The organism is Vibrio sp. 378 (assembly GCF_033339435.1).
Genome location: NZ_JAWOUO010000002.1, coordinates 275,768 through 299,622 on the forward strand (window position 1 = coordinate 275,768; position 23,855 = coordinate 299,622).

Annotated in this window: 18 protein-coding genes; 6 read left to right on the forward strand and 12 right to left on the reverse strand. The window is 44.7% G+C overall.

Annotated elements, in window-relative coordinates:
• Nucleotides 1-35 precede the first annotated feature (35 nt).
• Complete coding sequence (locus tag R7Q48_RS04635) at nucleotides 36-1,013, reverse strand: phosphotransferase (RefSeq protein WP_017635481.1); 978 nt, start codon at nucleotides 1,011-1,013, stop codon at nucleotides 36-38.
• Entirely contained in the window at nucleotides 1,010-1,285 is a 276-nt protein-coding gene (locus R7Q48_RS04640; RefSeq protein ID WP_017635482.1) for a GNAT family N-acetyltransferase, read from the reverse strand. Before R7Q48_RS04640 ends, R7Q48_RS04635 begins: the two co-directional genes overlap by 4 nt.
• A gap of 127 nt (nucleotides 1,286-1,412) precedes the next feature.
• On the opposite strand from R7Q48_RS04640, the gene R7Q48_RS04645 reads away from it, so the two are divergent.
• Nucleotides 1,413-2,159, forward strand: coding sequence for a flagellar brake protein (locus R7Q48_RS04645; RefSeq protein ID WP_042521645.1), 747 nt, complete (start codon nucleotides 1,413-1,415; stop codon nucleotides 2,157-2,159).
• 124 nt (nucleotides 2,160-2,283) lie between these two features.
• Here the strand turns inward: R7Q48_RS04645 and R7Q48_RS04650 are convergent, their stop codons facing one another.
• The 3 genes from R7Q48_RS04650 to R7Q48_RS04660 all read right to left on the reverse strand — a co-directional run bounded on the left by R7Q48_RS04650 (nucleotide 2,284) and on the right by R7Q48_RS04660 (nucleotide 7,922).
• Nucleotides 2,284-3,243: a porin gene (locus R7Q48_RS04650; protein ID WP_017635483.1), complete on the reverse strand. Its 960-nt coding sequence runs from the start codon at nucleotides 3,241-3,243 to the stop codon at nucleotides 2,284-2,286.
• Between the two features lie 396 nt (nucleotides 3,244-3,639).
• Nucleotides 3,640-5,268: a methyl-accepting chemotaxis protein gene (locus R7Q48_RS04655; RefSeq protein ID WP_005375120.1), complete on the reverse strand. Its 1,629-nt coding sequence runs from the start codon at nucleotides 5,266-5,268 to the stop codon at nucleotides 3,640-3,642.
• Nucleotides 5,269-5,561: 293 nt separating this feature from the next.
• On the reverse strand, nucleotides 5,562-7,922 hold the full coding sequence (locus R7Q48_RS04660) for a Lon protease family protein (RefSeq protein ID WP_005375118.1): 2,361 nt from the start codon (nucleotides 7,920-7,922) through the stop codon (nucleotides 5,562-5,564).
• A gap of 187 nt (nucleotides 7,923-8,109) precedes the next feature.
• On the opposite strand from R7Q48_RS04660, the gene R7Q48_RS04665 reads away from it, so the two are divergent.
• On the forward strand, nucleotides 8,110-8,607 hold the full coding sequence (locus tag R7Q48_RS04665) for a hypothetical protein (RefSeq protein ID WP_005375116.1): 498 nt from the start codon (nucleotides 8,110-8,112) through the stop codon (nucleotides 8,605-8,607).
• A gap of 85 nt (nucleotides 8,608-8,692) precedes the next feature.
• Nucleotides 8,693-10,324, forward strand: a complete 1,632-nt coding sequence (locus R7Q48_RS04670; protein WP_238843708.1) for an ABC transporter ATP-binding protein — start codon at nucleotides 8,693-8,695, stop codon at nucleotides 10,322-10,324.
• Nucleotides 10,325-10,566: 242 nt separating this feature from the next.
• Here R7Q48_RS04670 and R7Q48_RS04675 read toward each other — a convergent pair whose 3' ends face one another.
• Together R7Q48_RS04675 and R7Q48_RS04680 are read right to left on the reverse strand one after the other, a co-directional pair.
• The gene (locus tag R7Q48_RS04675) at nucleotides 10,567-12,600 is read right to left on the reverse strand and encodes a prolyl oligopeptidase family serine peptidase (RefSeq protein WP_151515314.1); all 2,034 of its coding nucleotides are present in this window, start codon (nucleotides 12,598-12,600) and stop codon (nucleotides 10,567-10,569) included.
• 120 nt (nucleotides 12,601-12,720) lie between these two features.
• On the reverse strand, nucleotides 12,721-13,620 hold the full coding sequence (locus R7Q48_RS04680; RefSeq protein WP_005375112.1) for a LysR family transcriptional regulator: 900 nt from the start codon (nucleotides 13,618-13,620) through the stop codon (nucleotides 12,721-12,723).
• Between the two features lie 162 nt (nucleotides 13,621-13,782).
• On the opposite strand from R7Q48_RS04680, the gene R7Q48_RS04685 reads away from it, so the two are divergent.
• Both R7Q48_RS04685 and lldD read left to right on the forward strand, forming a co-directional pair.
• The gene (locus R7Q48_RS04685) at nucleotides 13,783-15,474 is read left to right on the forward strand and encodes an L-lactate permease (RefSeq protein WP_005375111.1); all 1,692 of its coding nucleotides are present in this window, start codon (nucleotides 13,783-13,785) and stop codon (nucleotides 15,472-15,474) included.
• Nucleotides 15,475-15,789: 315 nt separating this feature from the next.
• The gene (gene lldD / locus R7Q48_RS04690; RefSeq protein WP_005383962.1) at nucleotides 15,790-16,929 is read left to right on the forward strand and encodes an FMN-dependent L-lactate dehydrogenase LldD; all 1,140 of its coding nucleotides are present in this window, start codon (nucleotides 15,790-15,792) and stop codon (nucleotides 16,927-16,929) included.
• 90 nt (nucleotides 16,930-17,019) lie between these two features.
• On the opposite strand, the gene R7Q48_RS04695 is transcribed toward lldD, so the two are convergent.
• A complete protein-coding gene (locus R7Q48_RS04695; RefSeq protein WP_005375109.1) occupies nucleotides 17,020-17,367 on the reverse strand; it encodes a helix-turn-helix domain-containing protein in 348 nt (115 codons plus the stop codon).
• 301 nt (nucleotides 17,368-17,668) lie between these two features.
• Between R7Q48_RS04695 and R7Q48_RS04700 the strand changes: the two genes are divergently transcribed.
• The gene (locus tag R7Q48_RS04700; protein WP_005375107.1) at nucleotides 17,669-18,772 is read left to right on the forward strand and encodes a mechanosensitive ion channel family protein; all 1,104 of its coding nucleotides are present in this window, start codon (nucleotides 17,669-17,671) and stop codon (nucleotides 18,770-18,772) included.
• A 72-nt stretch (nucleotides 18,773-18,844) separates the two neighbouring features.
• Here R7Q48_RS04700 and R7Q48_RS04705 read toward each other — a convergent pair whose 3' ends face one another.
• The 4 genes from R7Q48_RS04705 to R7Q48_RS04720 form a co-directional block, all read right to left on the reverse strand.
• Complete coding sequence (locus tag R7Q48_RS04705) at nucleotides 18,845-19,564, reverse strand: carbonic anhydrase (RefSeq protein WP_085569378.1); 720 nt, start codon at nucleotides 19,562-19,564, stop codon at nucleotides 18,845-18,847.
• A 141-nt stretch (nucleotides 19,565-19,705) separates the two neighbouring features.
• Nucleotides 19,706-20,674: a spore coat U domain-containing protein gene (locus R7Q48_RS04710; protein ID WP_262643477.1), complete on the reverse strand. Its 969-nt coding sequence runs from the start codon at nucleotides 20,672-20,674 to the stop codon at nucleotides 19,706-19,708.
• Entirely contained in the window at nucleotides 20,671-23,097 is a 2,427-nt protein-coding gene (locus R7Q48_RS04715; RefSeq protein WP_395233922.1) for a fimbria/pilus outer membrane usher protein, read from the reverse strand. Before R7Q48_RS04715 ends, R7Q48_RS04710 begins: the two co-directional genes overlap by 4 nt.
• A complete protein-coding gene (locus tag R7Q48_RS04720; protein ID WP_005375103.1) occupies nucleotides 23,097-23,852 on the reverse strand; it encodes a molecular chaperone in 756 nt (251 codons plus the stop codon). Before R7Q48_RS04720 ends, R7Q48_RS04715 begins: the two co-directional genes overlap by 1 nt.
• Nucleotides 23,853-23,855 lie beyond the last annotated feature (3 nt).

Sequence of the window (23,855 nt, forward strand, 5' to 3'; positions counted from 1 at the left end):
CTACTAATTGGAGGCTTTTCTTTTTAAACTTCGACTCACTTTCGTAAGTAAGCCAACGCTCTGCGAGTCAATGCTTCTGTGTAGGGATTGATCTTCCAGTGGTCGGAACTCCAACCTTTCACAAATCGCTGAAAGTCTGCCCAAGCCACAGCAAACAAAGGACGCCATTCACGCTCGACTTCATTAGGGTCAAGATTCGGTTGATAGACCATTAGCGCGTATTGCAACTGAGCAAAATACGTATCCAAAACCCAAACTTCCATCTCTGCACAACGTTCTGGCTTAACGGCGCTACTCATAAACAGTGCCACATCTTTCATTGCACACCCACATCCAACGTATTGAAAGTCAACCGCAGCAACGCTTGATTCTTCTTCATCAAAACAGAAGTTCGCCAATTTGGCATCACCATGTACTAGTGTTTTAAACTTAGCTTGCGAAAGCGTTTGATCAATCAATTGAGCCGCATTTTGTAGCTCAGTGTCTTGCAATGCTTCAAGCTCGTCGGGTCTGGTTGCTAAGTGCCAGTATGTACCGGTATGCCACAACTTATCCGAACGAACATCGATGTATCGCGCATGAAAGTTCGCCAACCAAGTGAGGCAGGCTTGTAAATGCTTTAGCTGTGCATCTGTGATGACTTTTGGAAAGCCCACCTCGGCGAGATCTTCCATCACAATGAGCCATTCATTCTCCGATTGGAACGTTTTTAGACCTTGTGGTACTCGGCAGCGAGTATCCACCCCTCCGGAAAAATACTCATACCAATTCACTTCCACCTGATAAGAGTGCAACTTTCTTTGATGAGAACGGTCCGTATTCCAGCCTCTAGGATGCTCTGAAGGCTTAGGGAGTTTTACATGCTTAATGATCACCGAACGAGTAGAATAAGTAACTTGGACTAACTCTCCATAGCCTCCCCATAGCGATTGTATGACTTCTACAGAGCGGTAATTACCTAGATTGAGTTCCTGGCCAATATTTTGGTAGCGTTGGTGGTTGTTACTCATCATGCGAGCAGATGTGACCACGTTTGGTTCTTCTCCATGTAGTGAATAACATATGGGCAAACTGGTTTGATTTGATAACCGAGTGACTCAATTTCTGGCAACACCGCTTCCATCATCACTTTTCCGTACCCCTTACCTCGCAGTGCTTCAGGAACAACCGTTGATGTAATGTGCATGACATTACCCTTAAGCTGATAAATCACCTTGGCTTTATAACCCTGCTCTAAATCAACCCAGAATGTACTATTCGTGGTCTCATGAGTTACTTTATGCATATCTTGCTCTCTAATTTTTGTTACAGATTGATTGAATCAAACTATATCACTGAATAAAATCGATACCATGCGAGAGTGCTGCTTCGCCTCACGCGATTACCTTCTTACATCAGGTACGACAATTATAATGAGAAATATGAGCCCAATTGCCAGAGACGGCAAGCTACCTCTGCAAAGCAAGAAGGCACCAGAACGTCAGGCAAGTACATTAAATAGCACCGATGCAATGGCAATGGTCGAACATGGCAGTGAAGTGAGCTTAAACGTCACCACCCCCGTTGGTACAAAGTTTATTACAACCAGCACATTTGTTGGCTGTCACTCAAATAATACTGCATTGATAGAGGTTCCGAACATCTCCGATGAAGACTTGAAGTTCTATTTTCAAGAAGGCTTTTGGATCAATGTAAAAGCCTACTCTCATCGAGGTGAAGGGGCCGTTATCCCATTTCGGGCCCAATTACAGCATCGACTAGGCGATCCGTACCCAATTTTGGTGCTAGACCTACCCAACACTATGCAGGTCTTTCAGCTTCGCAAAGAAGTGCGTTACGAAGTAAATTTGAGAGCGCGTGTTTGTTTAGAAGCCTATCGAACTGAATGCGAAATAAGAGATTTATCTCGTAGTGGCTGTCGTTTTGTAACATCACCAATGAGCCGACCACTTCAGGTTGGTGACCACGTTTCATTGGATCTAACGATGCCCGGAGAAAGTCGTATGCTAGCGCCGTTGCGAGGTCGTATTTGTAATTTACAAAAATCAACGCATTATGCTCGCTACGGAATGGAGTTTGATGAGGTTGGTAAAAACAACGCTAAAAACCTCCTCAGTCACCTCAAATTTGATGGGACTAAGCTCACACTAAAAAGATAGATTTGATAACCCCTATCGCTTATCAAGAAGCTTTGAAGTGCTAGAAAACAAGAAACCCCTTACTTTTCAGTAAGGGGTTTTTATTTACTAAGAATAAGGCAGTATCTTAGATAAGAGTCATGACTTAGAAGTCGTAACGTAGACCTAGCGCTAGCTCATCTTTTTCAGCCGCGCCTTCGTTATCCATTAGATCGAAGTTGTATGATGCGTAGCCACGGAAGTTAGGCTTGAAGTAGTAAGTTACATCAACAGCTAGGTTTTCTACAGTATCTGCGTCTTCTAGTTCACCTTTGTTGAACGTAGAAGTGAATACAGTTTGACCCATAGTGTAAGCAGCGGCTAGTTCGTAGCCTTTGTAATCAAAAGTCTTACCTGCAACATCCATATCCGCGCCAGTGTAGTTACCAGCGAAGTAGAAGTCACCTACAGAGTATGCAGCTACCAGCATGAACTCATCGTTGTCGTTTTGATCTGCGTAACCAGCACCTAGTTCAAAACCAGTGTTAGCAAACGCGTAAACACCAGATAGAGAGAAGCCATCTTCCTCGTTGTCTGTAAAGCCTTGTGCATCTGTTGTGCGATCAGCAAAACGGTAGCTTGCGCGTACAGCTAGTTGCTCGAATTGGCCTTTGTAAGACAGCATGTTATCTGTACGGTCAGAAACAGGCAGTTTAAGTGCTGCTGTGTTACCGTGGTAAGCCATAATGTCAGTAAAGTCAGTAAGAACCACTAGTGCGCCGTCGTTTTTACCGTAAGTTACTTCACCGTATTTGCCACCCAGACCCGCATAAGCGTAACGAGTTTCAAGGTCACTATTGTTATCTACGGCACCTTCTTCTTTTGTTTTGAACTCACCTTCCCAAAAACCAACGCCGTATAGGTTTTCATTGATTTCCTGTTTGCCTAGGAAGTTAAGACGGATGCGAGTACGGTCTTCTGCCTTACCATCCATCATAGAAAGACGCGCTTCAGCGCGGCCGCCCATCTCAAGAGAAGTGCCATCTTGGTTGTATAGTTCTGAAGCGACAACTTGAGATCCTGATGCCATTAGCGCCACTGCTACAGCTAAAGTTTTTAATTTCATTGTTATTTTCCATATCATTGTTTTATATGTGTTTTCTCACCAGAAAAACAGGACTTTTCTGTACCAACGAGAAAACTGGCGGCATAGTAGCAGCTGTTATTTTTCACGCAACGTGTTGAATAAACAGCGCTTATAGAAGAAAACACCACTTAAAATGACGATATGAATACCTCTCAACCATCAAGTTATCGGTTGAGTTAAAAAAAATGTTCGCGTCAAAAAAAAATTGACGAAAAAAATGTAAAAACAATATCACAAAACGTGATATTGCCCGCAAAAAATATTGTTAACTGACTGTTTTAGATAGACTTATTGATAATAAATCCGATTATTACAAACAAAAAAATCCCTGAGCATTCACTCAGGGATTTAGAGATTTGATAAGTAGATGATGAATTAAAGCTTAAAGAAACTTAATTGCTCTTTCTGCTTCTCTGCAAGTAATGAAAGCTCAGTACTCGCACTTGCACTCTGGCTGATGCCCGCTACGTTTTGGTTTACAAGCTCCGACATGTTAACCACGTTGCGATTGATATCTTGCGTAACTTGAGACTGCTCTTCGGCTGCGGTTGCTACTTGCGTGTTTGAATCGTTGATGTTGGCGACTGACTCGGTAATTCCAACCAACGCTTCATTAGCTTGTTGCGTCAGCTCGTTGTTGCGGCTAAGCATATCAAGGCTGACTTGCATACTGTCATTCGCAAGCCCAGACTGCGCTTGAAGCTCTTCAATGATCGTTTGGATCTCTTGTGTCGAGTCTTGAGTACGCGCTGCTAGCATTCGTACTTCATCAGCTACTACCGCAAAACCACGACCAGACTCACCAGCTCGCGCCGCTTCAATCGCAGCATTCAATGCTAGCAAGTTGGTCTGCTCAGATACGCCGCGAATCACTTCAATAACATCGTTGATCTGTACAGATTGCTCTTTTAGACGCAAAACAACTTGCGCTGCATCGTTCAATGCTTGAGACATTTGCGCACTTGCTTCCGCACTTTCTTGGAAGATAGCCAAACCTGATTGAGCAAGTCCATCAGCTTCACGCGCGGTTGCGTCAGCAGAGGTCGCGTTATCACTCACATTATTCGCAGTGCTTGCAAGCTCGTTAACCGCAGATGCAACTTGCTCGATCTCCGCCAACTCTTGTTGAGCGTTCGCTTCCGCTTGCGTCATTACCGCAGCTAATTCGGTCGATGCAGATGCAACTTCCTCACTAATACGGGTTAACTGGTCCACAGTGTTGTATAACTGCTCTGCGGTTTGGTTTACATCTTTGCTCAGCTTAGAGATCTCATTGTCCCCATCGACATCTGCACGTACTGATAGATTACCCATTGCTAACTGACGCATCACTTCTTGCAGCTTTTGGATTGGTGTAACAATCATGCCAGATAGGAACCAAGCGCCTATCAATGAGAAAGCAAATACCGCTAAAACCGTCAACATAGCGTTATTTTGCACACGTTCATTTTGCTGATGACTTCTGATAGTAGATTGTTCAGCTTGCTCGTTTACATGCTTTGATAGTGTGTTAATTTGTTGGACCATTTCTCGGCCAACATTGCGATACTCTTTGACAAATGCACGGTACTCGCTATCCGATTTCAAACCTTGATCGTATTGGTTGAAGAAAGCAACTGAGCGCTCTGAATATCGCACATAGGATTCAATTGCTTGGCGAACTTTAACGGCATCGTCACGGAATAGGTTTCGGGCTTCAATTGCGCTTAAATCGGCATCAACTTGCTTTAAGCCTTCTTTCAATTCGGTTAGAAAATTCTCACGACGAGAAGCATCGTAAATAGCGTAAACCGCGCTTATGCGCAGAGGGTAAATTTGGTCGTCAATACTCGCCAATGTGTCTTTGTGAAAAACCAAAGATTCTTGGTTGGAAGCAATAACATCTTGCTCTGCTTGAAGATTGTTTTTAGTAATCCAAAGAGCAATAAACAAAACAATCGCGGTAAATAATACCGGAACCAAAATTTGCGTTCGTACTGACAAATTTTTCAGTGATAACTGCATGACAGGGCCTCAGTTGTATGCGTGATGTCTATATCCAAACAAACTCGAGCAGTGCTTATAACAACGTTACTTTTCGGCAGTTTGAATATCTATGCTTCCTTGCGACGGGATAAATCCCAGACGAATAAACAAGTGGCGAATATTAGAGGTCGATCACACTTTTGTCTAGTACAAAAACTCTCCATTTTCAATCTGTTATTGACAATATCCCGACAGTAGCGTCGGGATATTGTCGTTATGATAACTTATGATCACTTATGATGAGATACATTCACATTTAGGACGGTTTCAGCCTATTTTCTCAACGAATTGAGCTTAGCTTGAGCAAGGCCAAAAATGGTATCGATTGGATAAGAACCTTCATCGGTTGGCTCACCAGCAACTTTCCCCGTAAACAATTCGATAGCTTCAGTAACATGGTCAATCGCCCAAATATTAAACTCGCCTTTTTCGACTGCTTTCACGATGTCGGAACGAAGCATTAGATTGTGAACATTAGAGCGCGGAATAATGACCCCCTGCCCGTCATGACGACCTTTAATTACACACACATCATAAAATCCTTCGATCTTTTCGTTTACGCCACCAATAGGCTGAGCTTGACCAAATTGATTCATCGACCCTGTTATCGCAATGTCTTGTCGATTTGGTTGCTTTGAAAAAGCAGACACAACCGCACATAACTCAGCCATGCTGGCACTATCACCATCAACACCACCGTAAGATTGCTCAAAGGTAATGGTTGTCGTTAATGGCACTCGTGCCGTTTTACCAAATACGGAAGATAAGTAGGCAGACAAAATCATCACGCCCTTAGAGTGAATACTGCCCCCCAAATCCACGCTGCGCTCGATATCGATAACATCCCCATCACCGTAACACGTCGTCGCTGTGATGCGATTCGGTGCACCAAACATGTAGTCACTAGTGCTCAATACCGAAAGTGCGTTCACTTGGCCTACGGCTTCTCCTTCGGTGCGAATCAGCGTTGTGCCGTTAATAAAGGTTTCCATTACGTTATCGCGTAATCGGCTTACTCGCATTTCTTGGTTATTGAGCGCCTCTTCAACATGACCAATACGGATCATGTTAGAGTTGGCTTGACGAGCCACGTAGTTCGACTCTCGAAGCAAGTTGGCGATATTAGCCGAATGCAGAGATAGCTTGGATTGGTCGCCAGACAAACGTGAGCTGTATTCGATGATTCGAGCAATGGCTTTGCGATCGCAATGCAGCATATTGTTGTCATGCACCACGCTAGAGATAAAGCGCGCGTAATGCAGCTCAGACTCCGGCGTACGTTTCATTTCGTCTTCGAAATCTGCCGTCACACGGAACAACTCGCTGAACTCAGGATCGTAATGTTGGAGTAATTGGTAAGTTCGGTAATCACCAAATAAGATAATTTTGATATCAAGCGGAATCGGTTCAGGATCGAGTGATACCGCTCCCGTCAATGTGACTTCTTTTTCTAGAGACGTAAAACTCAATTGACGAGCACGCAATGCGCGCTTCAAACCATCCCAAACGTAAGGCTGTTCAAGTACTTTCTGAGCATCCATTAATAGAACGCCGCCATTCGCCTTATGCAAGCTCCCTGCACGAATCAGCGAGAAGTCGGTAAACACCGTTCCTTTGAAAGTGGCAGTCTCAATCGACCCGAAGAGTGAATGATAATTGGGATTTTCTTCAACAACGATAGGAAATTCGCTGCTTTTACGGCTTACCAAGACGTTCACTTTATAACGACGTGGCAATTTTTTATCCAAGGATGCCGTCGCAATTTCGCCTTGCTCGCCACTTTGGTCAAGGAAAATATCTGCGTTTTCAACAATATCTTTTTGCAGCTCAGTTAAGTAGGTTTTGATTTCGGAATATTGCGCGTAATCCACTTTGAGTTTTTTGATGAAGTGAGTAATCACATCAAGCGTCACTTCATCATTGAGCTTTTTGATTTTATCGCTGTATGTCTCTTCCCACTCCGTAAGCTCACGAACCATCGAGCGCAATCGCACTTCGAGTTCATCAATAGCATCGCTGAATTGCTCTTGTTCTTTTTTGCTTAGTACATCAAAAGACTCTTCCGTATGAAGCTCATCACCGTTCATGGCGACAAACTGATAATCCCCCTGCGTAGTCAGTGTTAGGCTGATGCCCTTTTCTTTTGCCTCTCGACTAATACGATCCAGCTCGTTTTGTTGCTTAGCTGCCAATTGATTTTTTAATCGCTCAGCGCGGCTAAAGTACATTTCATTGTCGAATGCTAGGGGTAAAGCATTCAATAATTTGCCCATTAAAGCTTCAATATCAACACGTAGCTTATTTCCGATACCACAAGGCAACTTTAATACCTTTGGTGTACGGGTATCCTCAAAGTTCGCAACGTAACACCAATCAAACAGGGCTGCTGCATCGTGCTGGTGACGATTCAGATAGCGCAAGATCATGGTGCGTTTACCTAGCCCATTCTGACCAATGGCGTAGATGTTATACCCTTTCTCTTTGATGGACATCGCAAACTCGACCGCTTTTTGCGCGCGCTCTTGGCCCACGATTTCATCAATTGGAGGTAACTCCTTGGTCGACTTACATGGCATATTCTCTAGATCTGCTACAGAATATAGCTGCTTAGCTTCCAATCTTAGTATTGCCATATCCACTTCCTTTTTTCTTATTTTCGTTATTTGAGTGTAGAGATTATTTGCTTAATTTTAAGTGATTTACCTTCCACCCTAGATTGATTGGACATTTTATGAACACATAAGTGATATTAACACGCACTTGCAATTGATAATCAATTTCATTTAATATCTAAACAAATCAAATGTTGTGGAGATGGATATGAATATTGAGCAATGCTGGATGCGCTACTTAAAAGCGGAGCAACTGATGGAACAAGGCCATTGGCCAGAAGCTCATCGTTTATATGACGACGTGCTCAACAATCTACCCAACCACATTCATCTAGCGCTAGAAAATGCACAAACTAAACCTTGCCAGTTTGTATGTCTCATTACGGGGCTTAGAGATGCCAGCGTGACGCAATCAGAGATTCTCAACAAACTCGGCTTACAGCATGATGCGTTCTCAATACTCAATCAAACTTACGCGCTATTTCAATTTTTGCAGCTAGAGAGCCATGAACTGATTGAGCGCGTAGGTCACCTACTTGGTCAACAGAGCGAAGACTTGTTAGCTCACATGGCGGCATTTTGCTCTGCCCAACGTAATGCTCAATGGATGATAGAACTCGAGCACGTAACGCGCGCGCATGAGCAGTTCTTACATTTGCAAGCAATGAGTTCGGCAAAATCTTCGCCTTCTCACCTGTATAATTAATCTAAAGCTCAAGCATTGAGGCCAGCTAGGTTTGTGCTGTCCATTGCTTGAGTATCATTTGCTTTATCAACCACAAGGATCTGTGATGTCTTCTAAAACCATTCTTTCGGTGAACAACCTATCAGTCAGCTTTACGACAAACGATGGGATCGTCGATGCAGTAAAGAATGTTAGCTTCGATTTAAAAGCAGGCGAGACGCTGTCCATCGTTGGCGAATCTGGCTCTGGCAAGTCAGTATCAACCAATGCACTGATGAAACTACTGCCAGACAACGCTATTGTGCATGAAAGCTCATCCATCATGTTTGAGGGTAGCTCCATCTTGGATAAAACAGAGCGTGAAATGCAAAGTATTCGCGGTGATCGCATTGGCATGATTTTTCAAGAGCCGATGACCTCACTAAACCCGTACATGCGGGTGGGTATCCAAGTCGCTGAGGCCATCATGTGTCACCGCCCGGTCGACAGACGAACAGCAAAAGCAAAGGTGTTAGAGCTGTTTGAATTGGTTCATATGCCAAACCCAGAAAAAGCGTACAACAAGTACCCACACGAATTTTCTGGTGGTCAATTGCAACGTATCATGATTGCGATGGCACTGATTAACGAGCCCGATATTTTGATCGCCGACGAACCAACAACGGCGTTGGATGTCACGGTTCAAGCAGAAGTGTTGCACCTGATTAAAGAAATTCAGGCTCAGATGGGCATGGCAATCCTATTTATTACTCATGACTTAGGCGTCGTAAAACACTTTGCAGACCGTGTCATTGTGATGTGTAAAGGAGAAGTCGTCGAAGAAGGCGAAACGCAAATACTCTTCGAGGACCCAAAGCACGAATATACACGTATGCTAATCAACTCGATTCCTAAAGGCAGTAAGGAGCCTATTAGCGAAAGTGCTACACAGCTCTTAAAGGCCGACGATATACGAGTCAAATTCTTGGTAAAGTCGCATTTTATTGCGAGCAAGAATGAGTACTTCGAAGCGGTAAAAGGCATTTCTCTTGAGCTTAAACAAGGAGAGACCCTCGGGATCGTTGGGGAGTCCGGTTCAGGTAAGTCTACACTCGGCCGAGCTTTGATAGGTCTACTGCCCTCAACTGGCAAAATAGAATACAAAGGCCAAGATATGGCCTTGCTGACAAACAAAGAACGTTTTGAGCTGAAAAAAGACGTTCAGATGGTATTCCAAGACCCTTATGGTTCGCTTTCTCCTCGTATGACTATCGGCGAGATCATCACAGAAGGATTAACTGTCCACCAACCAATGTTGAGTAAAAAAGAACGTATGCAGAAAGCGCGCGACGTGCTCCGTGAGGTCCGCTTAGATCCCGCGTCCATCAACCGTTATCCGCACGAGTTTTCAGGAGGCCAGCGTCAGCGTATTGCTATCGCGCGAGCACTGATTCTTGAACCTTCGTTTATTTTGCTTGATGAGCCGACCTCTGCATTAGACCGCTCGGTGCAACTGACAGTGATTGACCTTCTGAAAGATTTGCAGAAAAAACACAATATTGGCTACTTGTTTATTAGCCACGATCTATCAGTAGTTAAAGCACTCTCTGATCGTGTTCTAGTCATGCAAAAGGGCGAGGTCATGGAACAAGGTACGGCCGAAAAGATTTTCCAAAACCCTAAAAATGACTACACGAAAAAACTGATAGATGCCTCATTTGATCTTGAAAACAGTGAAAATCAGCACAATGCGGCTTAGGTTCATCACAGTTTCATATTCATAAACTAGGATTAAGAAAAGGTGATAAATTCATCTTGTCTTAAGAATGGCGTAGCTGCCTTTCGGTTTGGCCGCCGAGACTGGTTGGTTCAAGGGTCAGGCTTAGTCAACCTGGCTCAAATACTGGCAAACAGTATGAATTGAGTTCCCCCAACCATGAAAAATGCCGCGACACTGTCGCGGCATTTTTTTATTCTCAGAAGCTTCGAACAACTAGGGCATTAAATCGACTCAATACCCATATTATGTAACGTAAATGCATACACGTCTGTGGTGAGGTCAATTTGCTTACTCAGCGGCATTCCTGCACCATGACCTGCATTGACATCAATGCGTATTAATACTGGATTAGCGCCTTGCTGCTTGTCTTGCAGCTCCGCAATAAATTTGTACGAATGTGCTGGCACAACTCGGTCGTCGTGATCAGCAGTTGTCACCAAGGTAGCAGGATATTGCACGCCTTCTTTTACATTGTGAACAGGAGAGTAACCAAGCAAGTATTGGAACATCGCTTCACTTTGCTCCGACGTGCCATAGTCATACTTCCAGCCTTCTCCAGAAGTAAACGTGTGATAACGCAGCATATCAAGCACGCCAACCGCAGGCAGCGCGACTTTGAATAGTTCAGGGCGTTGCGTCATACACGCTCCAACTAACAAACCACCATTAGAACCACCGCGAATCGCTAGGCGATCCGAGCTAGTGTAGTCGTTTTCAATCAGGTATTCCGCCGCCGCAATAAAGTCATCAAACACGTTTTGCTTTTGCTGCTGAGTACCTGCGTTGTGCCAGGCTTTACCGTATTCACCGCCGCCTCGCATGTTGGCGACAGCGTAAATACCACCCAACTCTAACCAGTTGGCTACATTGCCAGAAAACATTGGAGTGAGGCTGATGTTAAAACCGCCGTAACCATACAACATGGTTGGTGCTCTACCATCAAGTGCAATGCCCTTCTTGTATGAGATGATCATCGGAACTTGCGTGCCGTCTTTTGAGGTGTAAAACACCTGTTTTGATTCATACTCATTACGATCGAACGGTGCCTTTGATTCTTGAAACAGCGTCGAACCACCAGATTCGACATCAAATGAGAAGATCGTCGGAGGCGTCACGTAGTTAGTGAATGTGTAATAAAGTGTGGTTTCTTCTTTTTTACCCGCCAGACCATAAGCCGTGCCTTCTCCCGGCAATTGTACATCTCGAATCCACTCACCTTGGTAGTTAAACTGCTGCACTTTAGAAAGCACATCTACCATATAAGTCGCAAACAGATAACCGCCACCTTTGCTGATTTCTAACGGCTGTTCTTGTTCAGCAATCACGTCAGCCCATTGTTCTGTCTGAGTGTTGTAGCTGACAACTTTGCCATTCGGCGCGTCTAGGTTGGTGTAAAGCAGCAAGGTTGCGTCTTGGCTATCAATTAAGTAGGTGTCGCCTTGCGTTGTATCGCGCAGCGTCACAATTGCTTGGGAGTCAGACTGTAAATCTATATAAAACAGACGATTACCCGATGTAGATTCTGCGCCAGAGATAATGAGGAAGCGATCATCTGTCGTCGTCGTACCAGACACATAACGATGAACTTGCGTATCCAACTCACCAAAAATCACTTTATCTTCAGATTGAGGGGTACCAAGTTCATGATAATAAAGCTTGTGATGCTCAGTTCGAGCAGACAACTCACTGCCTTGCGGCTTATCGTAGCTTGAGTAATAGAAGCCTTTGCTGCCCAGCCAAGAAATCGACGTAAACTTCGCATCAACAATCTCAGGCTCTAACTGTTCTTTGGTTTCCGTATCAATGACAAAGATCTTACGCCAATCACTGCCCCCTTCCGAGATGGAATACGCGACCAAACGGTAGTCTTTAGAGAAGCTGACTTCGCCAAGAGAGGTCGTGCCCTCTTCGGAGAAAGTATTTGGATCAAGGAAAACCTCGGCTTCTCCCTCGCCTTTACGTCGATACAATACGCTTTGGTTTTGCAAACCGTCGTTTTTGTAGAAGTAGGTGTAGTCACCACGTACAAATGGCTGGGAATATTTTTCGTAGTTTTGACTCTTCGCCACTAAGTCACGGATTTGTTGGCGGTACGGTATCTGACCAAGGAAATCGAAGGTGACCGAATTTTGACCCGAAACCCATTGAGCGGTTTCTTCACTGCGATCATCTTCTAACCAGCGATAAGGGTCGGTAATGTCGTGACCAAAATAAGTGTCCACGACAGAATCTTTACGTGTTTTTGGGTAATGCATAACGTCCGTGTTACTCCGTTGTTTTTATTAAGTTGTTTATCTTCAATCGTTTTATAGCGGTGATTACCTTAGAGCACCCAATTTTGATTTCAATGACATTGTTTTAAATCTATGAAGGAACTAGAAATAATGAGATATCGTTAAGTAACGATCACGAATGTGCTCAATAAGCAGTTTCACTTTATTCGGTGGTTGACGAGTAAACGGGTACACCGCATAGATACCCAACTTTTTACCCACTAGTTCAGGAAAAATATCCACCAGTTGGCCATTGCGAATATCATGATACACCAAGCATCGCGGGACGTAAGCTATACCATGGCCGCCCAGAGCGGCTTTACGTAATGCGGTCGCGTTATCAGTAGAAAAGCAGCCCGATACTTTGACGATGTAATTGCCATCTTCTCCTTTAAACTCCCAATCCGTTGCACCTGTGGTTTGGTAAGCGTATTGCAGACAATTGTGCGTGGTGAGATCAATCGGCTCGATCGGTTTCCCATTTTTAGCGATATATGAAGGGGACGCGCATACCACCCATTGGGAATCGAGAATATGTCGTGCGATCAAACTGGAGTCGGCTAGGTAGCCAGTTCGAATGACTAAGTCGTAACCATCAGCCACTAAATCGACAAAGCGGTTATCCAATGACATGTCCACGGTCAGACCCGGATGAAGGTTACAAAACTCGGCAACAGCATCAGCAAGTATCAAATCTCCAGAGATACACGGCACGGACATTTTTATATGACCGCTCACATTCTCTCCAAAGCCTGCAACAGCATCCATAGCCTCCTGAGTGGCCTGCTTCACATTTTTAGCACTGTGGAGTAACACCTTACCTGCCTCGGTCAAGGTTAATTTGCGCGTTGTTCGATATAATAGCTGAGCCCCTATTTCTTCCTCCAACCTCGCCATTCTTTTGCTAACTACCGAATTTGTAAGGTTATTTGCCTCTGCAACCTTACTAAAGCTGCCAAGTTCGATTACTTGAGAAAATAGGATTAAGTCGTCTGCTCTCATACCATTATGTCACTTTTGGAATTAATTATTTTCATTATTTCCCTATATCAACAAAAAATAAAGGAGTAAATTCACGCCAAATTAACAAAACCATTACAACAAAAAGTCACCTCTACAGCGGATTGACACCGTTCGAGAAGTCAGCGTACGAAGGATGTACAAATGAGTGAAACCCTACTTGCCCTAGTGGCATTTTCGCCAATTGTTGTTGCCGCCATCTTATTGGTTGGTCTCAACTGGCCTGCTAAAAAAGCCATGCCTGTTGCGTTCGGTCTAACCGTCGCTATCGCACTAATGTTTTGGGATATGTCAGCCAATCGCGTACTGGCCTCCGTATTCCAAGGACTGGGCATTACTGTCTCTGTTCTATGGATCGTGTTTGGTGCCATCTTCTTGCTCAACACTTTAAAACACACTGGAGCGATCACCACAATCCGTAATGGATTTACCGATATTTCGGCTGACCGCCGTGTACAAGCCATCATCATTGCTTGGTGCTTTGGCTCGTTCATTGAAGGCGCATCTGGGTTCGGTACCCCGGCAGCAATCGCTGCACCACTACTGGTTGCAATCGGCTTTCCTGCGCTAGCCGCTGTCCTTATGGGCATGATGATTCAGTCAACGCCTGTTTCATTCGGCGCGGTAGGCACGCCTATCATCGTAGGTGTAAACAAAGGTTTAGACACCCATAACATCAGTGAGTCGTTGGCCGCACAAGGTGCAACGTGGGAAATGTACCTGCAAGATATCACAGCGCACGTTGCTGTCATTCACGCAGTCGTAGGTACGATGATCCCAGTATTAATGGCGATGATGTTAACACGTTTCTTCGGCAAGAACAGAAGCTGGAGTGAAGGTCTGGATATTCTACCATTTGCACTATTCGCTGGTGTCTCTTTCACCGTTCCATACGCGTTAACCGGTGTTTTCTTAGGTGCAGAGTTCCCTTCACTTATCGGTGGTTTGGTTGGTCTGTCTATCGTTGTTACCGCAGCGAAAAAAGGCTTCTTAGTACCAAAGACTAAGTGGGATTTCGAAAGCGAAGACAAGTGGCCTGCAGAGTGGTTAGGCTCACTAAAAGTCGATCTAAACGATAATCCGGGCAAGCCAATGAGCATCGTAAAAGCTTGGGTTCCATATGTAATGCTGGCAGTTATTCTCGTCGCAAGCCGCGTAAGCCCAGAACTGAAAGGCTTTGTACAAAGCGTAAGTTTGTCGTTCAGCAACATTCTTGGTGAGACTGGCGTTAGCGCTGCGATTCAGCCGTTATACCTTCCTGGTGGCATTCTGGTGTTTGTCGCACTACTTGCTGCAATGTTACAAAGCGGTAGTGTAAAGCCATTGCGTGAAGCGTTTGGCGAGTCAAGCAAAACACTGATTGGGGCGGGTTTTGTCTTGGTATTTACCATTCCGATGGTTCGTATCTTTATCAACTCAGGCATCAACGGTGCTGACCTAGCAAGTATGCCCGTCACAACCGCAAACTTCGCCTCTGACCTTGTTGGTTCTGCGTTCCCAGCGCTGAGTGCCACCGTTGGTGCACTGGGTGCGTTCATCGCTGGCTCAAACACGGTATCAAATATGATGTTCAGCCAGTTCCAATTCGAAGTGGCACAAACGTTGTCTATTTCGAGTGTGATTGTTGTATCACTCCAGGCCGTCGGTGCTGCCGCAGGTAACATGATTGCGATTCACAACGTTGTTGCCGCATCAGCCACGGTAGGTTTGCTTGGTCGAGAAGGCGCAACATTGCGTAAGACGATTATCCCTACGTTCTACTACATTGTAATGACGGGCATTATTGGATTGGTGCTGATTTATGGCTTCCAAATGACAGATGTCTTAATGAAGTAACGCGAAATGCAGGGTTTACAGCCCTGCCTAATTTGACACAGCTGTCTGCACTACTACCCCGACATGTTGATTTAGCTTGCTACATCAATTCCCCCGACAGCTGTGTCACCCTTTCCAGTTTGCATAACTGATTGAGTGATTTGATAAAATTTTTCAACCAATTATGTAAATGGGTTACCAACATCACCGATTCAAACGTAAGTGAACCATAGGTAACTATACTCATTTTGATGTCTTCACTGCTTTGCGATGAAGGCTCAACGAAAGAGCAAATTGCTCCACAACTTTGCTTAGAATAACCGCTAGGACACCATTATGATTATCTCAGCTTCTACTGACTACCGCGCTGCCGCGAAAGCCAAGCTTCCCCCGTTTCTATTCCATTATATTGATGGCGGCTCTTACGACGAACGCACGCTGAAGCGTAATACTGACGATTTAGGTGATGTCGCTCTTCGCCAACGCGTCCTACGCGATATGACAGATTTGAGCCTCGAAACCGAGATCTTCGGTGAGAAACTGGCAATGCCAATCGCGCTAGCTCCTGTTGGTCTAACTGGTATGTACGCGCGCCGAGGCGAGGTGCAAGCAGCAAAAGCAGCCGAGAAAAAAGGCATCCCATTTACTATGTCGACTGTTTCGGTTTGTCCGATTGAAGAAGTCGCACCTGCAATTGAACGTCCAATGTGGTTCCAGCTTTACGTGCTTAAAGACCGTGGCTTTATGAAAAACGTACTTGAGCGTGCAAAAGCAGCAGGCGTAACAACGCTGGTGTTTACCGTTGATATGCCAGTTCCTGGCGCACGTTACCGTGACATGCACTCAGGTATGAGTGGTCCTAACGCAGCCATGCGTCGTGTATTCCAGGCGATGCGCCACCCAAGCTGGGCGCTGGATGTGGGTCTACTTGGTAAACCGCACGACTTAGGTAACATCTCAACTTATCGTGGCGAACCAACAAAGCTAGAAGATTACATCGGCTGGTTAGGCGCAAACTTCGACCCTTCTATCTCCTGGAAAGATCTTGAGTGGATTCGTGATTTTTGGGATGGCCCAATGGTTATCAAAGGCATTCTAGATGAAGAAGACGCGAAAGATGCGGTACGTTTCGGCGCAGATGGCATTGTGGTATCTAACCATGGTGGCCGTCAGTTAGATGGCGTACTTTCAAGTGCTAAAGCACTACCAAGCATTGCGGATGCGGTAAAAGGTGATCTTAAGATCTTCGTAGACTCTGGTATTCGTACTGGTCTTGATGTCGTTCGTATGCTCGCACTTGGTGCAGACTGTACGCTTCTTGGCCGTTCATTTGTGTACGCATTGGCTGCACAAGGCGGAGCAGGCGTTGAAAACCTACTGGATCTGTACGATAAAGAAATGCGTGTAGCAATGACGCTGACTGGCGCTAAGTCTATCGCGGATCTTTCACGCGATTCGCTAGTGAAAATCCCATAATCTTTGCAATCGAGCAAAACAGAAACGAAAAAACGAGCCAACAGTGGCTCGTTTTTTGTTGCTCTTCAACCCGATAATTTGACGAGCAAGCTAGCTAACTTGGTGAACGTACTCGATCACGACTTGGTTTCCGTCGATAAACACGTTACTGATATCGCCATCCACCGTCACACGATTTTGTAAATAAACGGTACCAGATGCAGATAGATCACGCTCCGTCAAAGACGGAATCACCTGACCAGGACGTACATGTAGCTGCTCGCATAGCTGTTTTACAAAACCTAGCGTCAGTGGAGAATTACCACGTAACAAGCCAGAAAACTCGTGTAGACTCAAACCAAGGCGCTTCGCCATTTCCATTTGAGTGATGTGCATTTTGGCTTTTTGTGACATCCAGATGTCGTAGAGCGCGTTTCGATCCAGCTCTGTAAATTCCATATCTGCCTCCGCTAATTCAAGAGCCAATACACTCTCACACTTACTTAAGATAAATGTTAGCGATAAGTCAGAGAAGTTATAATTGATCGTCCAAATATCAACCCTCAATCATTGGTAGCGTACCTCTGAACATGCATGAGGCGGTCGCTCAACAGAACATTGAGGTGACTCTCTTGTCATCGGAAGGAAAAGTCCATCTCGGACGGTTTAGACATAAGTAAATGATTTAAAGGAAATCACTGGGGTGAAGGAGTAATATCTGCTACCTTTCCTTCCATGGTTCACTAGAAATAAGTTACATATGCCACAGTGGTTTACCGAATTACAAAGCTACATTGAAACGTCTCATCAAAATTGGAGTGGGAGCGTCCTTTTCATTACGCTCGCTAGCTTTATAGCTTGGATAGCTTGGCGGCTGATCCGCTCTCGCCTCGCTGCGCTCGTAGAGAAAACGCCCTTCCACTGGGATGACATGTTGCTTGATGCGCTAAAAGCGCCCGTCAGCACACTCATTTGGTGTTGGCCAGCAACCGTCTCTATTGGCATCATATTGGAGAGCGAGCTCAACGATAAAATAAACTGGTTAAGTACGCTGAAACTGATTTTAATCATCAGCATCTTCGTATGGACCGTTATGCGGCTCATTACCAATGTTGAAGAGCATGTTCTCGAACAAAAGAACCGAGATGAAACAACAGTACAAGCGATAGCTAAGGTCGCGCGCCTGTTCTTTATTACCGTCGGAATTCTAACCGTAATGCAGGCATTTGGTCTGTCACTATCGGGCCTACTTACCTTCGGTGGTGTTGGTGGTTTGATCGTCGGTTTAGCGGCGAAGGATTTGCTGTCTAACTTTTTTGGAGGTCTTATGATCTACTTCGATCGTCCATTTAAAGTTGGCGATTGGATCCGTTCTCCAGACCGACAAATAGAGGGGACGGTAGAACGCATTGGCTGGCGTATGACCATTATCCGAACTTTCGATAAGCGTCCACTGTATGTGCCAAACTCAGTGTTTAGCAGCATTGTCGTAGAAAACCCATCTCGCATGCTGAACCGACGTATCTACGAAAAAATTGGACTTCGTTACGACGATGCTGAAAAAATGCCGCAAATTATCACCGCGGTAAAAGAAATGCTGAAAAATCACAAAGACATTGATGCACGCCAAACACTTATCGTCAACTTCGATACATTCGGTCCATCATCATTGCACTTCTTTATCTATACCTTTACTAAAACCGTGAATTGGGTGAGATACCATGAGGTTAAGCAGGACATACTGCTTAAGGTAATCAACATCATTAAAGAACACGATGCAGATATCGCGTTCCCTACTCAGACGCTTAAGCTTGATCCTATACAAATGGTAAAAGCGGAAGAGCAAGAAGATCACGGCTTCTAGTTCTCACCAATACCCAAATAATCAAGCCCGCTGTGTTTAAGCGGGCTTTTTATTTTTCTTCGCATGAAGTGGTTATTGTTGCGTTAACACTATACGTGCATTCAGCGGTTGGATTGGGCGATTGTTTTTCCCCATTACTTCCGAAAAAGATTTTATCTGCTCAGGAGAAATAGTTTGTGCTTCTTTCATCACCAACCAACGCACACCTTCAGAGCATGGTGGTGTCGTTAGTGAGCCGTTAAAGCGGTAGTAGTCTTTATCACTTGGGATAAGGGCATCCGCATCAAATGGAACCTTGATGGTAACATCTTGATCTTTAGTTGGAGTGTTAGCTAGCATCTTAGCTAGATCTGGGTTCGCGTCACCCAGTTTAAAGAACACCGCGACAACAGCTAGATGACCTACTTTGTCGGCATGCACAAAGTGTACTTCTAGTGGGTATTCTTTACCATCCACATGGTTTTCAGATGGCGTATGGAAGTGGAACTGTTTCAACATAAACTCTTTACCATCAATGGTGAGTGTGTTTTTACCTTCTAAACCAGTCTGTAAAGTGTGACCGTTGTTCAGCAGTGAAATTGCCTTACCTTCGTAGTCGAAATTCAATTTTTCTAGCTTCGCTTCGGTCGCCGATTCAATGTTGATTGGGCTCTGGTTTTGACCTTTCGCGCACTCAGATGCAAACTCACCCCAATGAGCTGGCCCATGGTTTCCCTCGTAGCCCCAGCTTGCTGCATAAGCTGTTCCTGTAAATACCAGTGCCAAACCTAATGTTGTTAGTGACTTCTTCATCATTTTCCTTATTTCTGAAAGTTAAATTCCGTGAGAATAAAGCCATACTAATCTCACAAAATTAAGCAGTGACAGAGTGAAAACTATGATTACAAAAGATTTTTGGAATAGAAGCCTCTAATGATGTAATTGACATGATGCTCAAAATTGAACGTCAACGATTATTGAGTCGGTGTAAGTACCTGCAGGAGGGGTCGTTTGGCTGGTTAGTATCTGCGCGCGATAATTATAATTCTGTGGAGTGATACCATCAGGAATGGAGCCGCCAGTATCGACGTCACTGTGTTCACGACGTTCAGAACTGGTTCCTCCCCAGCGCTCCATCGTTGATGACTTATAGATTTCATACTCCAAATAGTGACCACTAGAAATCATTCGCCGCTGACCGCCGGACGCATTTAGGCCGTCATTCAAGCCAATGGAGAAGGAACTATTCTTGGTACAAGTTAACGATATAACCTGACTGACTGGTTCAAAACCGGCCACTAATGGGGACGAACCAAAATCAATATCTGGCGCTGTGATCATACAATCAGGGGTCACTTCCAACTCAACCGTAATCACGCTTTGAGCGCTGCCATTGGCGCGGCCAATGCATACCCCTAGAACCCCGATACCCTTACAGTAATCCCAAATCCAGGATACGGTGATTTGGTCTTTATAAGTCCCAGCGGAAAGATTACTACCCACTCCCGTCCGAGCATAGAGCGGAAACTCGGCTTGAGTGCCAAACAACCCGAGTAAATCGATTAACCCGATTTCAAAAAAATTGTAAGTTTGGCCGAATACATACTCTTGTGAAAGACCTGGATCGCCAAAAATCTGATAGCTGAGCTCCGAACTCGGATCATCCTCATTTAATAGCAAACCATTATTTATACTGTTAAACGTTGCTGATACGTAGTCGCCACTTAACAAAGACACAAGTGTAGAAAAGTCACACGTAATCCCCGCATGAGGCTGAGCTGAGCTTTGCTGCTGAGAGCTTGAAACAGTAAACGAAGAAACATTGCCAAACAAGATTAAAGGTGTTGCCGCCGTGAGCTGACAAGCCATTGTCGAGAACGAGAAAAAGAGAAGTAGGCTAGCAAGCCAGCGGCGCAAAATCATAGTGCGGTCTCTTCTTCGGCTTTGATACAAACCTGCTCAGGCAATGTTTGTATTTTTTGACTCTCACGCTGATACAACCCCTCAATAAACACTTTACATGGCGGCTGTCCTTGAGGATAAAACTGAATGTAGCGGCCTGGGTCAACGCCTTCAAAGTAGGTAAAACCATCCCAACCAATTTGGCTTGTTAAGCCCGTTTCTGAGCGGCCATATGTACCAATCGGAAGGAACAAATGATTTTCGTCTACCACCGTCATGCTCAGTGCAATTTGTAGCTCTATTGGGAACTCTAACAGGTAGCCGTAGCCCGAATGTATCGAAGCAAACTGCTCTGTCGCAGAAAACGCAGCATTGGCAGGTAAATTAAGTGGATCGATTTCATATTTGGCGGTGTAATACGCCGTAGCCCAAGGAACAAGTAAGTAACCTTCATCGTCTGTCACTCCGACAATTTGATTTTCATATTTAACCGGAATACCTTCAAAACCACTGGTGCTCACTACCGCAAAGCTGTCATACACTTCATTCGCCGGGAATATTTCTCCATCCAATGTAGAGACCGAACCTGCCATTTCCGCAAAATAATCATAGTCGCCACTGGTGCCATTTAACCCCGCTCTGAACTGCGCCCATGACGCACGGTAGGTCAAATCGGCCTGTTTACGGTTTTCTGGGTGTTCGTTAATATCATGCGCTAAATTGACGCCCCACCCACCTCGTATTGGCGCGAGGCGGCTGTAACCCACTCGACCTCGCACATCGCCATCGTCCTCTCTTTTCAGCGTTAGCCCCGAACTTCCCCCCAAAGAACTGAAAGGTAGAGAGAATTGCGCCAACGTAACACTCTGACCACCAATACTATGGTTGTAAGAAAGGGACATATTGATATTAAAAGGCAGAGCGTAGCTATAAGTAAGGTTTAGGGTACGTGAATCTGAGTCGGATTGTTGAATATCAAAGTACCCACCAGAAAGTGAGCCCCAATCTCCCAAACGGACTCCCATATTGATTTGTGATAGATGACGCGACGCGAGTGAAGCGTCCTTGCCTTCATCGAGCATTTCGTAATTTGGTAAATGAGATAAGGTATAAAAGTCGGCTTGTTCTACTTGAGTTCGAGCAGCGAAGCTAAACAGCCGAGACTGATAACTATAACCTAGCGCATATGAGGTAGATTGATCCTGAAAATTACTCACACGAAACGAGGCATCCACCGTACCCAAGTTGAAAGCATTGGTGACAAAGCCCAGCCCCGCAACGATCAGGTCATCTTTTGCTTCAGCTTGAGCTTCTAGTGTTAACCAATCAGTCATGCCATGACGCAGAGCGGTAACCACGCCACCGTCTCCATAGTCGTTAGATGCATTACCGAAATTTTCTCTGATCGCACCAATACTCGCACTGTAAGATGTAAATCCGGTCTTGAGTAGATCGGAAGAGAGAAAAAATGGGCTGGTCATGACCGTTTGCTTACCTTGAGCATCCGTTGCAATTACCGTTGCTTCCCCAGCACCAGAGAGCATTGGAATATCGTTAATAATGAAAGGACCGGGCCCAACATTCATTGAGTCAGTTTTAAAGCCATTGATAAACAAATCTAACGTAGTGGGCGCTGTGACCTCACCATAAAATGCAGGTAACGGCGTCGTCACGACATCCGGACGCATAGAGAAATCATGTGACAACTGAATACCCGCCAGTCTTACTGGTTGGCTCCAAGATAAAGGGCGAACAATATAGTCCCCTACCTCCATACGAATTCGCTTCTCTTGATTGACGTACTCGTAACTCGTATCAAAACGAGTGTACTGGCTGCTTTGCTGGGACTGAACATCGCGATGAAAGTTAGATTTAAATATCCCGGTAGTAGAAAAAACGCCAAACTCAGAAAAGGCTCTGACTTCATGATTGATAGAAACCTCCTTTTGTCGGCTTTCGTTCTCGTACACACCAAATACGTTGTAGTTAAGCAGGCCACCACGCCCAAACTGAGCCGGGGAAAATCGCCCCATATCCTGCGCTGATAAATTCTGCATCGGTAACCAATTAGGCGGTACGTCAATTGCGAGTTGCAATGACGATTGCAAGTAACGCACGTTAACACCTGGGATAGACGTAACCTCAAGTCTCTCTTCGGTTCCAGGCAACGACTTGGCGGTAACCCCAACTGAAATGAGGTCCTCCCGGAGCAAAAAGAACTGATCGCCAACTCGCTCAACTTTCGCAACAAGCCCTGTTGCTCTTTGATTGATCACCAACTCCAGATTGAGGCTAATATTCTCAAACTTTTCTAATGAGAAATTTTCAGGACTCGGTAGCTCAGAGAAGTGGTTTGCTGAATTTGCACAAAGACCAATACTGCTCCACGTTACGCTAAGTAATACCAACCAAAAGAAAGCATTCATTGTATTAAATCTATTCATTATTGCTTCAATGGTATTTGGTAACGTTTACCTCCAATATTCGCGCTCAAACTCAAGGGTCTGACATTACTATGGGGAATAGACCAAACCTTATACTGTTCAGGAAGAATATAGCCAGCTAGTCCATCGGAAATAACGACAGGATCTTTATTTGGTAGATTCAACTGTAAATTCACTAAGCGAACATGGTGTTTTCCTGAATTTTTAATGTGAACAAAACGCTGATTATTTTTCTTAATAAACTGTGCCTGTAAATCATCCCATAATTCACTGTCACGGTTTGGTTTTTGAGTATCAGTCAGCCCTTTCCCGTAAATAAACAAAGGTATCGAGTAACGCATTCGGACTTTTACAGCGAGTTCATTTTCCGTCAATTCTGTTTGAGGGTTTTGAGTTGGCGGTAATTCATCTATGATCACTCGGTATGCATACTCCTTACCCGCAGAGGCCTCATCTTGGTTGATGATGCGGATTAACTGCTTTTCACCTGGTTCAATTTTGACAAACGGAGGGGTTGCAATTAACTGGCTTTGACTTGAATAACTATCTTCTCCTTCGTTTTGTTCCCACTTAAAAATTCTCACCTGTAAATAAGAATCAACACTGCCTTTATTTACCATCCAAAGTGATGTTGCATTACTCTCCTCTGATATTTTGGGGTAAATCGGCCAAATTAATAATGAGTTAGCATTGGCATTTGAGAAAAAAACAAAAAGGAAGGTTATTAATAATAGTTTTTTGAGTATGAATTCCATTTC

What these genes read in the sequence shown, in the direction of transcription:
- R7Q48_RS04635 (WP_017635481.1), bottom strand. Translation starts at nt 1,013, where the DNA reads ATGATGAGTAACAACCACCAACGCTACCAAAATATTGGCCAGGAACTC.
- R7Q48_RS04640 (WP_017635482.1), bottom strand. Translation starts at nt 1,285, where the DNA reads ATGCATAAAGTAACTCATGAGACCACGAATAGTACATTCTGGGTTGAT.
- R7Q48_RS04645 (WP_042521645.1), top strand. Translation starts at nt 1,413, where the DNA reads ATGAGAAATATGAGCCCAATTGCCAGAGACGGCAAGCTACCTCTGCAA.
- R7Q48_RS04650 (WP_017635483.1), bottom strand. Translation starts at nt 3,243, where the DNA reads ATGAAATTAAAAACTTTAGCTGTAGCAGTGGCGCTAATGGCATCAGGA.
- R7Q48_RS04655 (WP_005375120.1), bottom strand. Translation starts at nt 5,268, where the DNA reads ATGCAGTTATCACTGAAAAATTTGTCAGTACGAACGCAAATTTTGGTT.
- R7Q48_RS04660 (WP_005375118.1), bottom strand. Translation starts at nt 7,922, where the DNA reads ATGGCAATACTAAGATTGGAAGCTAAGCAGCTATATTCTGTAGCAGAT.
- R7Q48_RS04665 (WP_005375116.1), top strand. Translation starts at nt 8,110, where the DNA reads ATGAATATTGAGCAATGCTGGATGCGCTACTTAAAAGCGGAGCAACTG.
- R7Q48_RS04670 (WP_238843708.1), top strand. Translation starts at nt 8,693, where the DNA reads ATGTCTTCTAAAACCATTCTTTCGGTGAACAACCTATCAGTCAGCTTT.
- R7Q48_RS04675 (WP_151515314.1), bottom strand. Translation starts at nt 12,600, where the DNA reads ATGCATTACCCAAAAACACGTAAAGATTCTGTCGTGGACACTTATTTT.
- R7Q48_RS04680 (WP_005375112.1), bottom strand. Translation starts at nt 13,620, where the DNA reads ATGAGAGCAGACGACTTAATCCTATTTTCTCAAGTAATCGAACTTGGC.
- R7Q48_RS04685 (WP_005375111.1), top strand. Translation starts at nt 13,783, where the DNA reads ATGAGTGAAACCCTACTTGCCCTAGTGGCATTTTCGCCAATTGTTGTT.
- lldD (WP_005383962.1), top strand. Translation starts at nt 15,790, where the DNA reads ATGATTATCTCAGCTTCTACTGACTACCGCGCTGCCGCGAAAGCCAAG.
- R7Q48_RS04695 (WP_005375109.1), bottom strand. Translation starts at nt 17,367, where the DNA reads ATGGAATTTACAGAGCTGGATCGAAACGCGCTCTACGACATCTGGATG.
- R7Q48_RS04700 (WP_005375107.1), top strand. Translation starts at nt 17,669, where the DNA reads ATGCCACAGTGGTTTACCGAATTACAAAGCTACATTGAAACGTCTCAT.
- R7Q48_RS04705 (WP_085569378.1), bottom strand. Translation starts at nt 19,564, where the DNA reads ATGAAGAAGTCACTAACAACATTAGGTTTGGCACTGGTATTTACAGGA.
- R7Q48_RS04710 (WP_262643477.1), bottom strand. Translation starts at nt 20,674, where the DNA reads ATGATTTTGCGCCGCTGGCTTGCTAGCCTACTTCTCTTTTTCTCGTTC.
- R7Q48_RS04715 (WP_395233922.1), bottom strand. Translation starts at nt 23,097, where the DNA reads ATGAATAGATTTAATACAATGAATGCTTTCTTTTGGTTGGTATTACTT.
- R7Q48_RS04720 (WP_005375103.1), bottom strand. Translation starts at nt 23,852, where the DNA reads ATGGAATTCATACTCAAAAAACTATTATTAATAACCTTCCTTTTTGTT.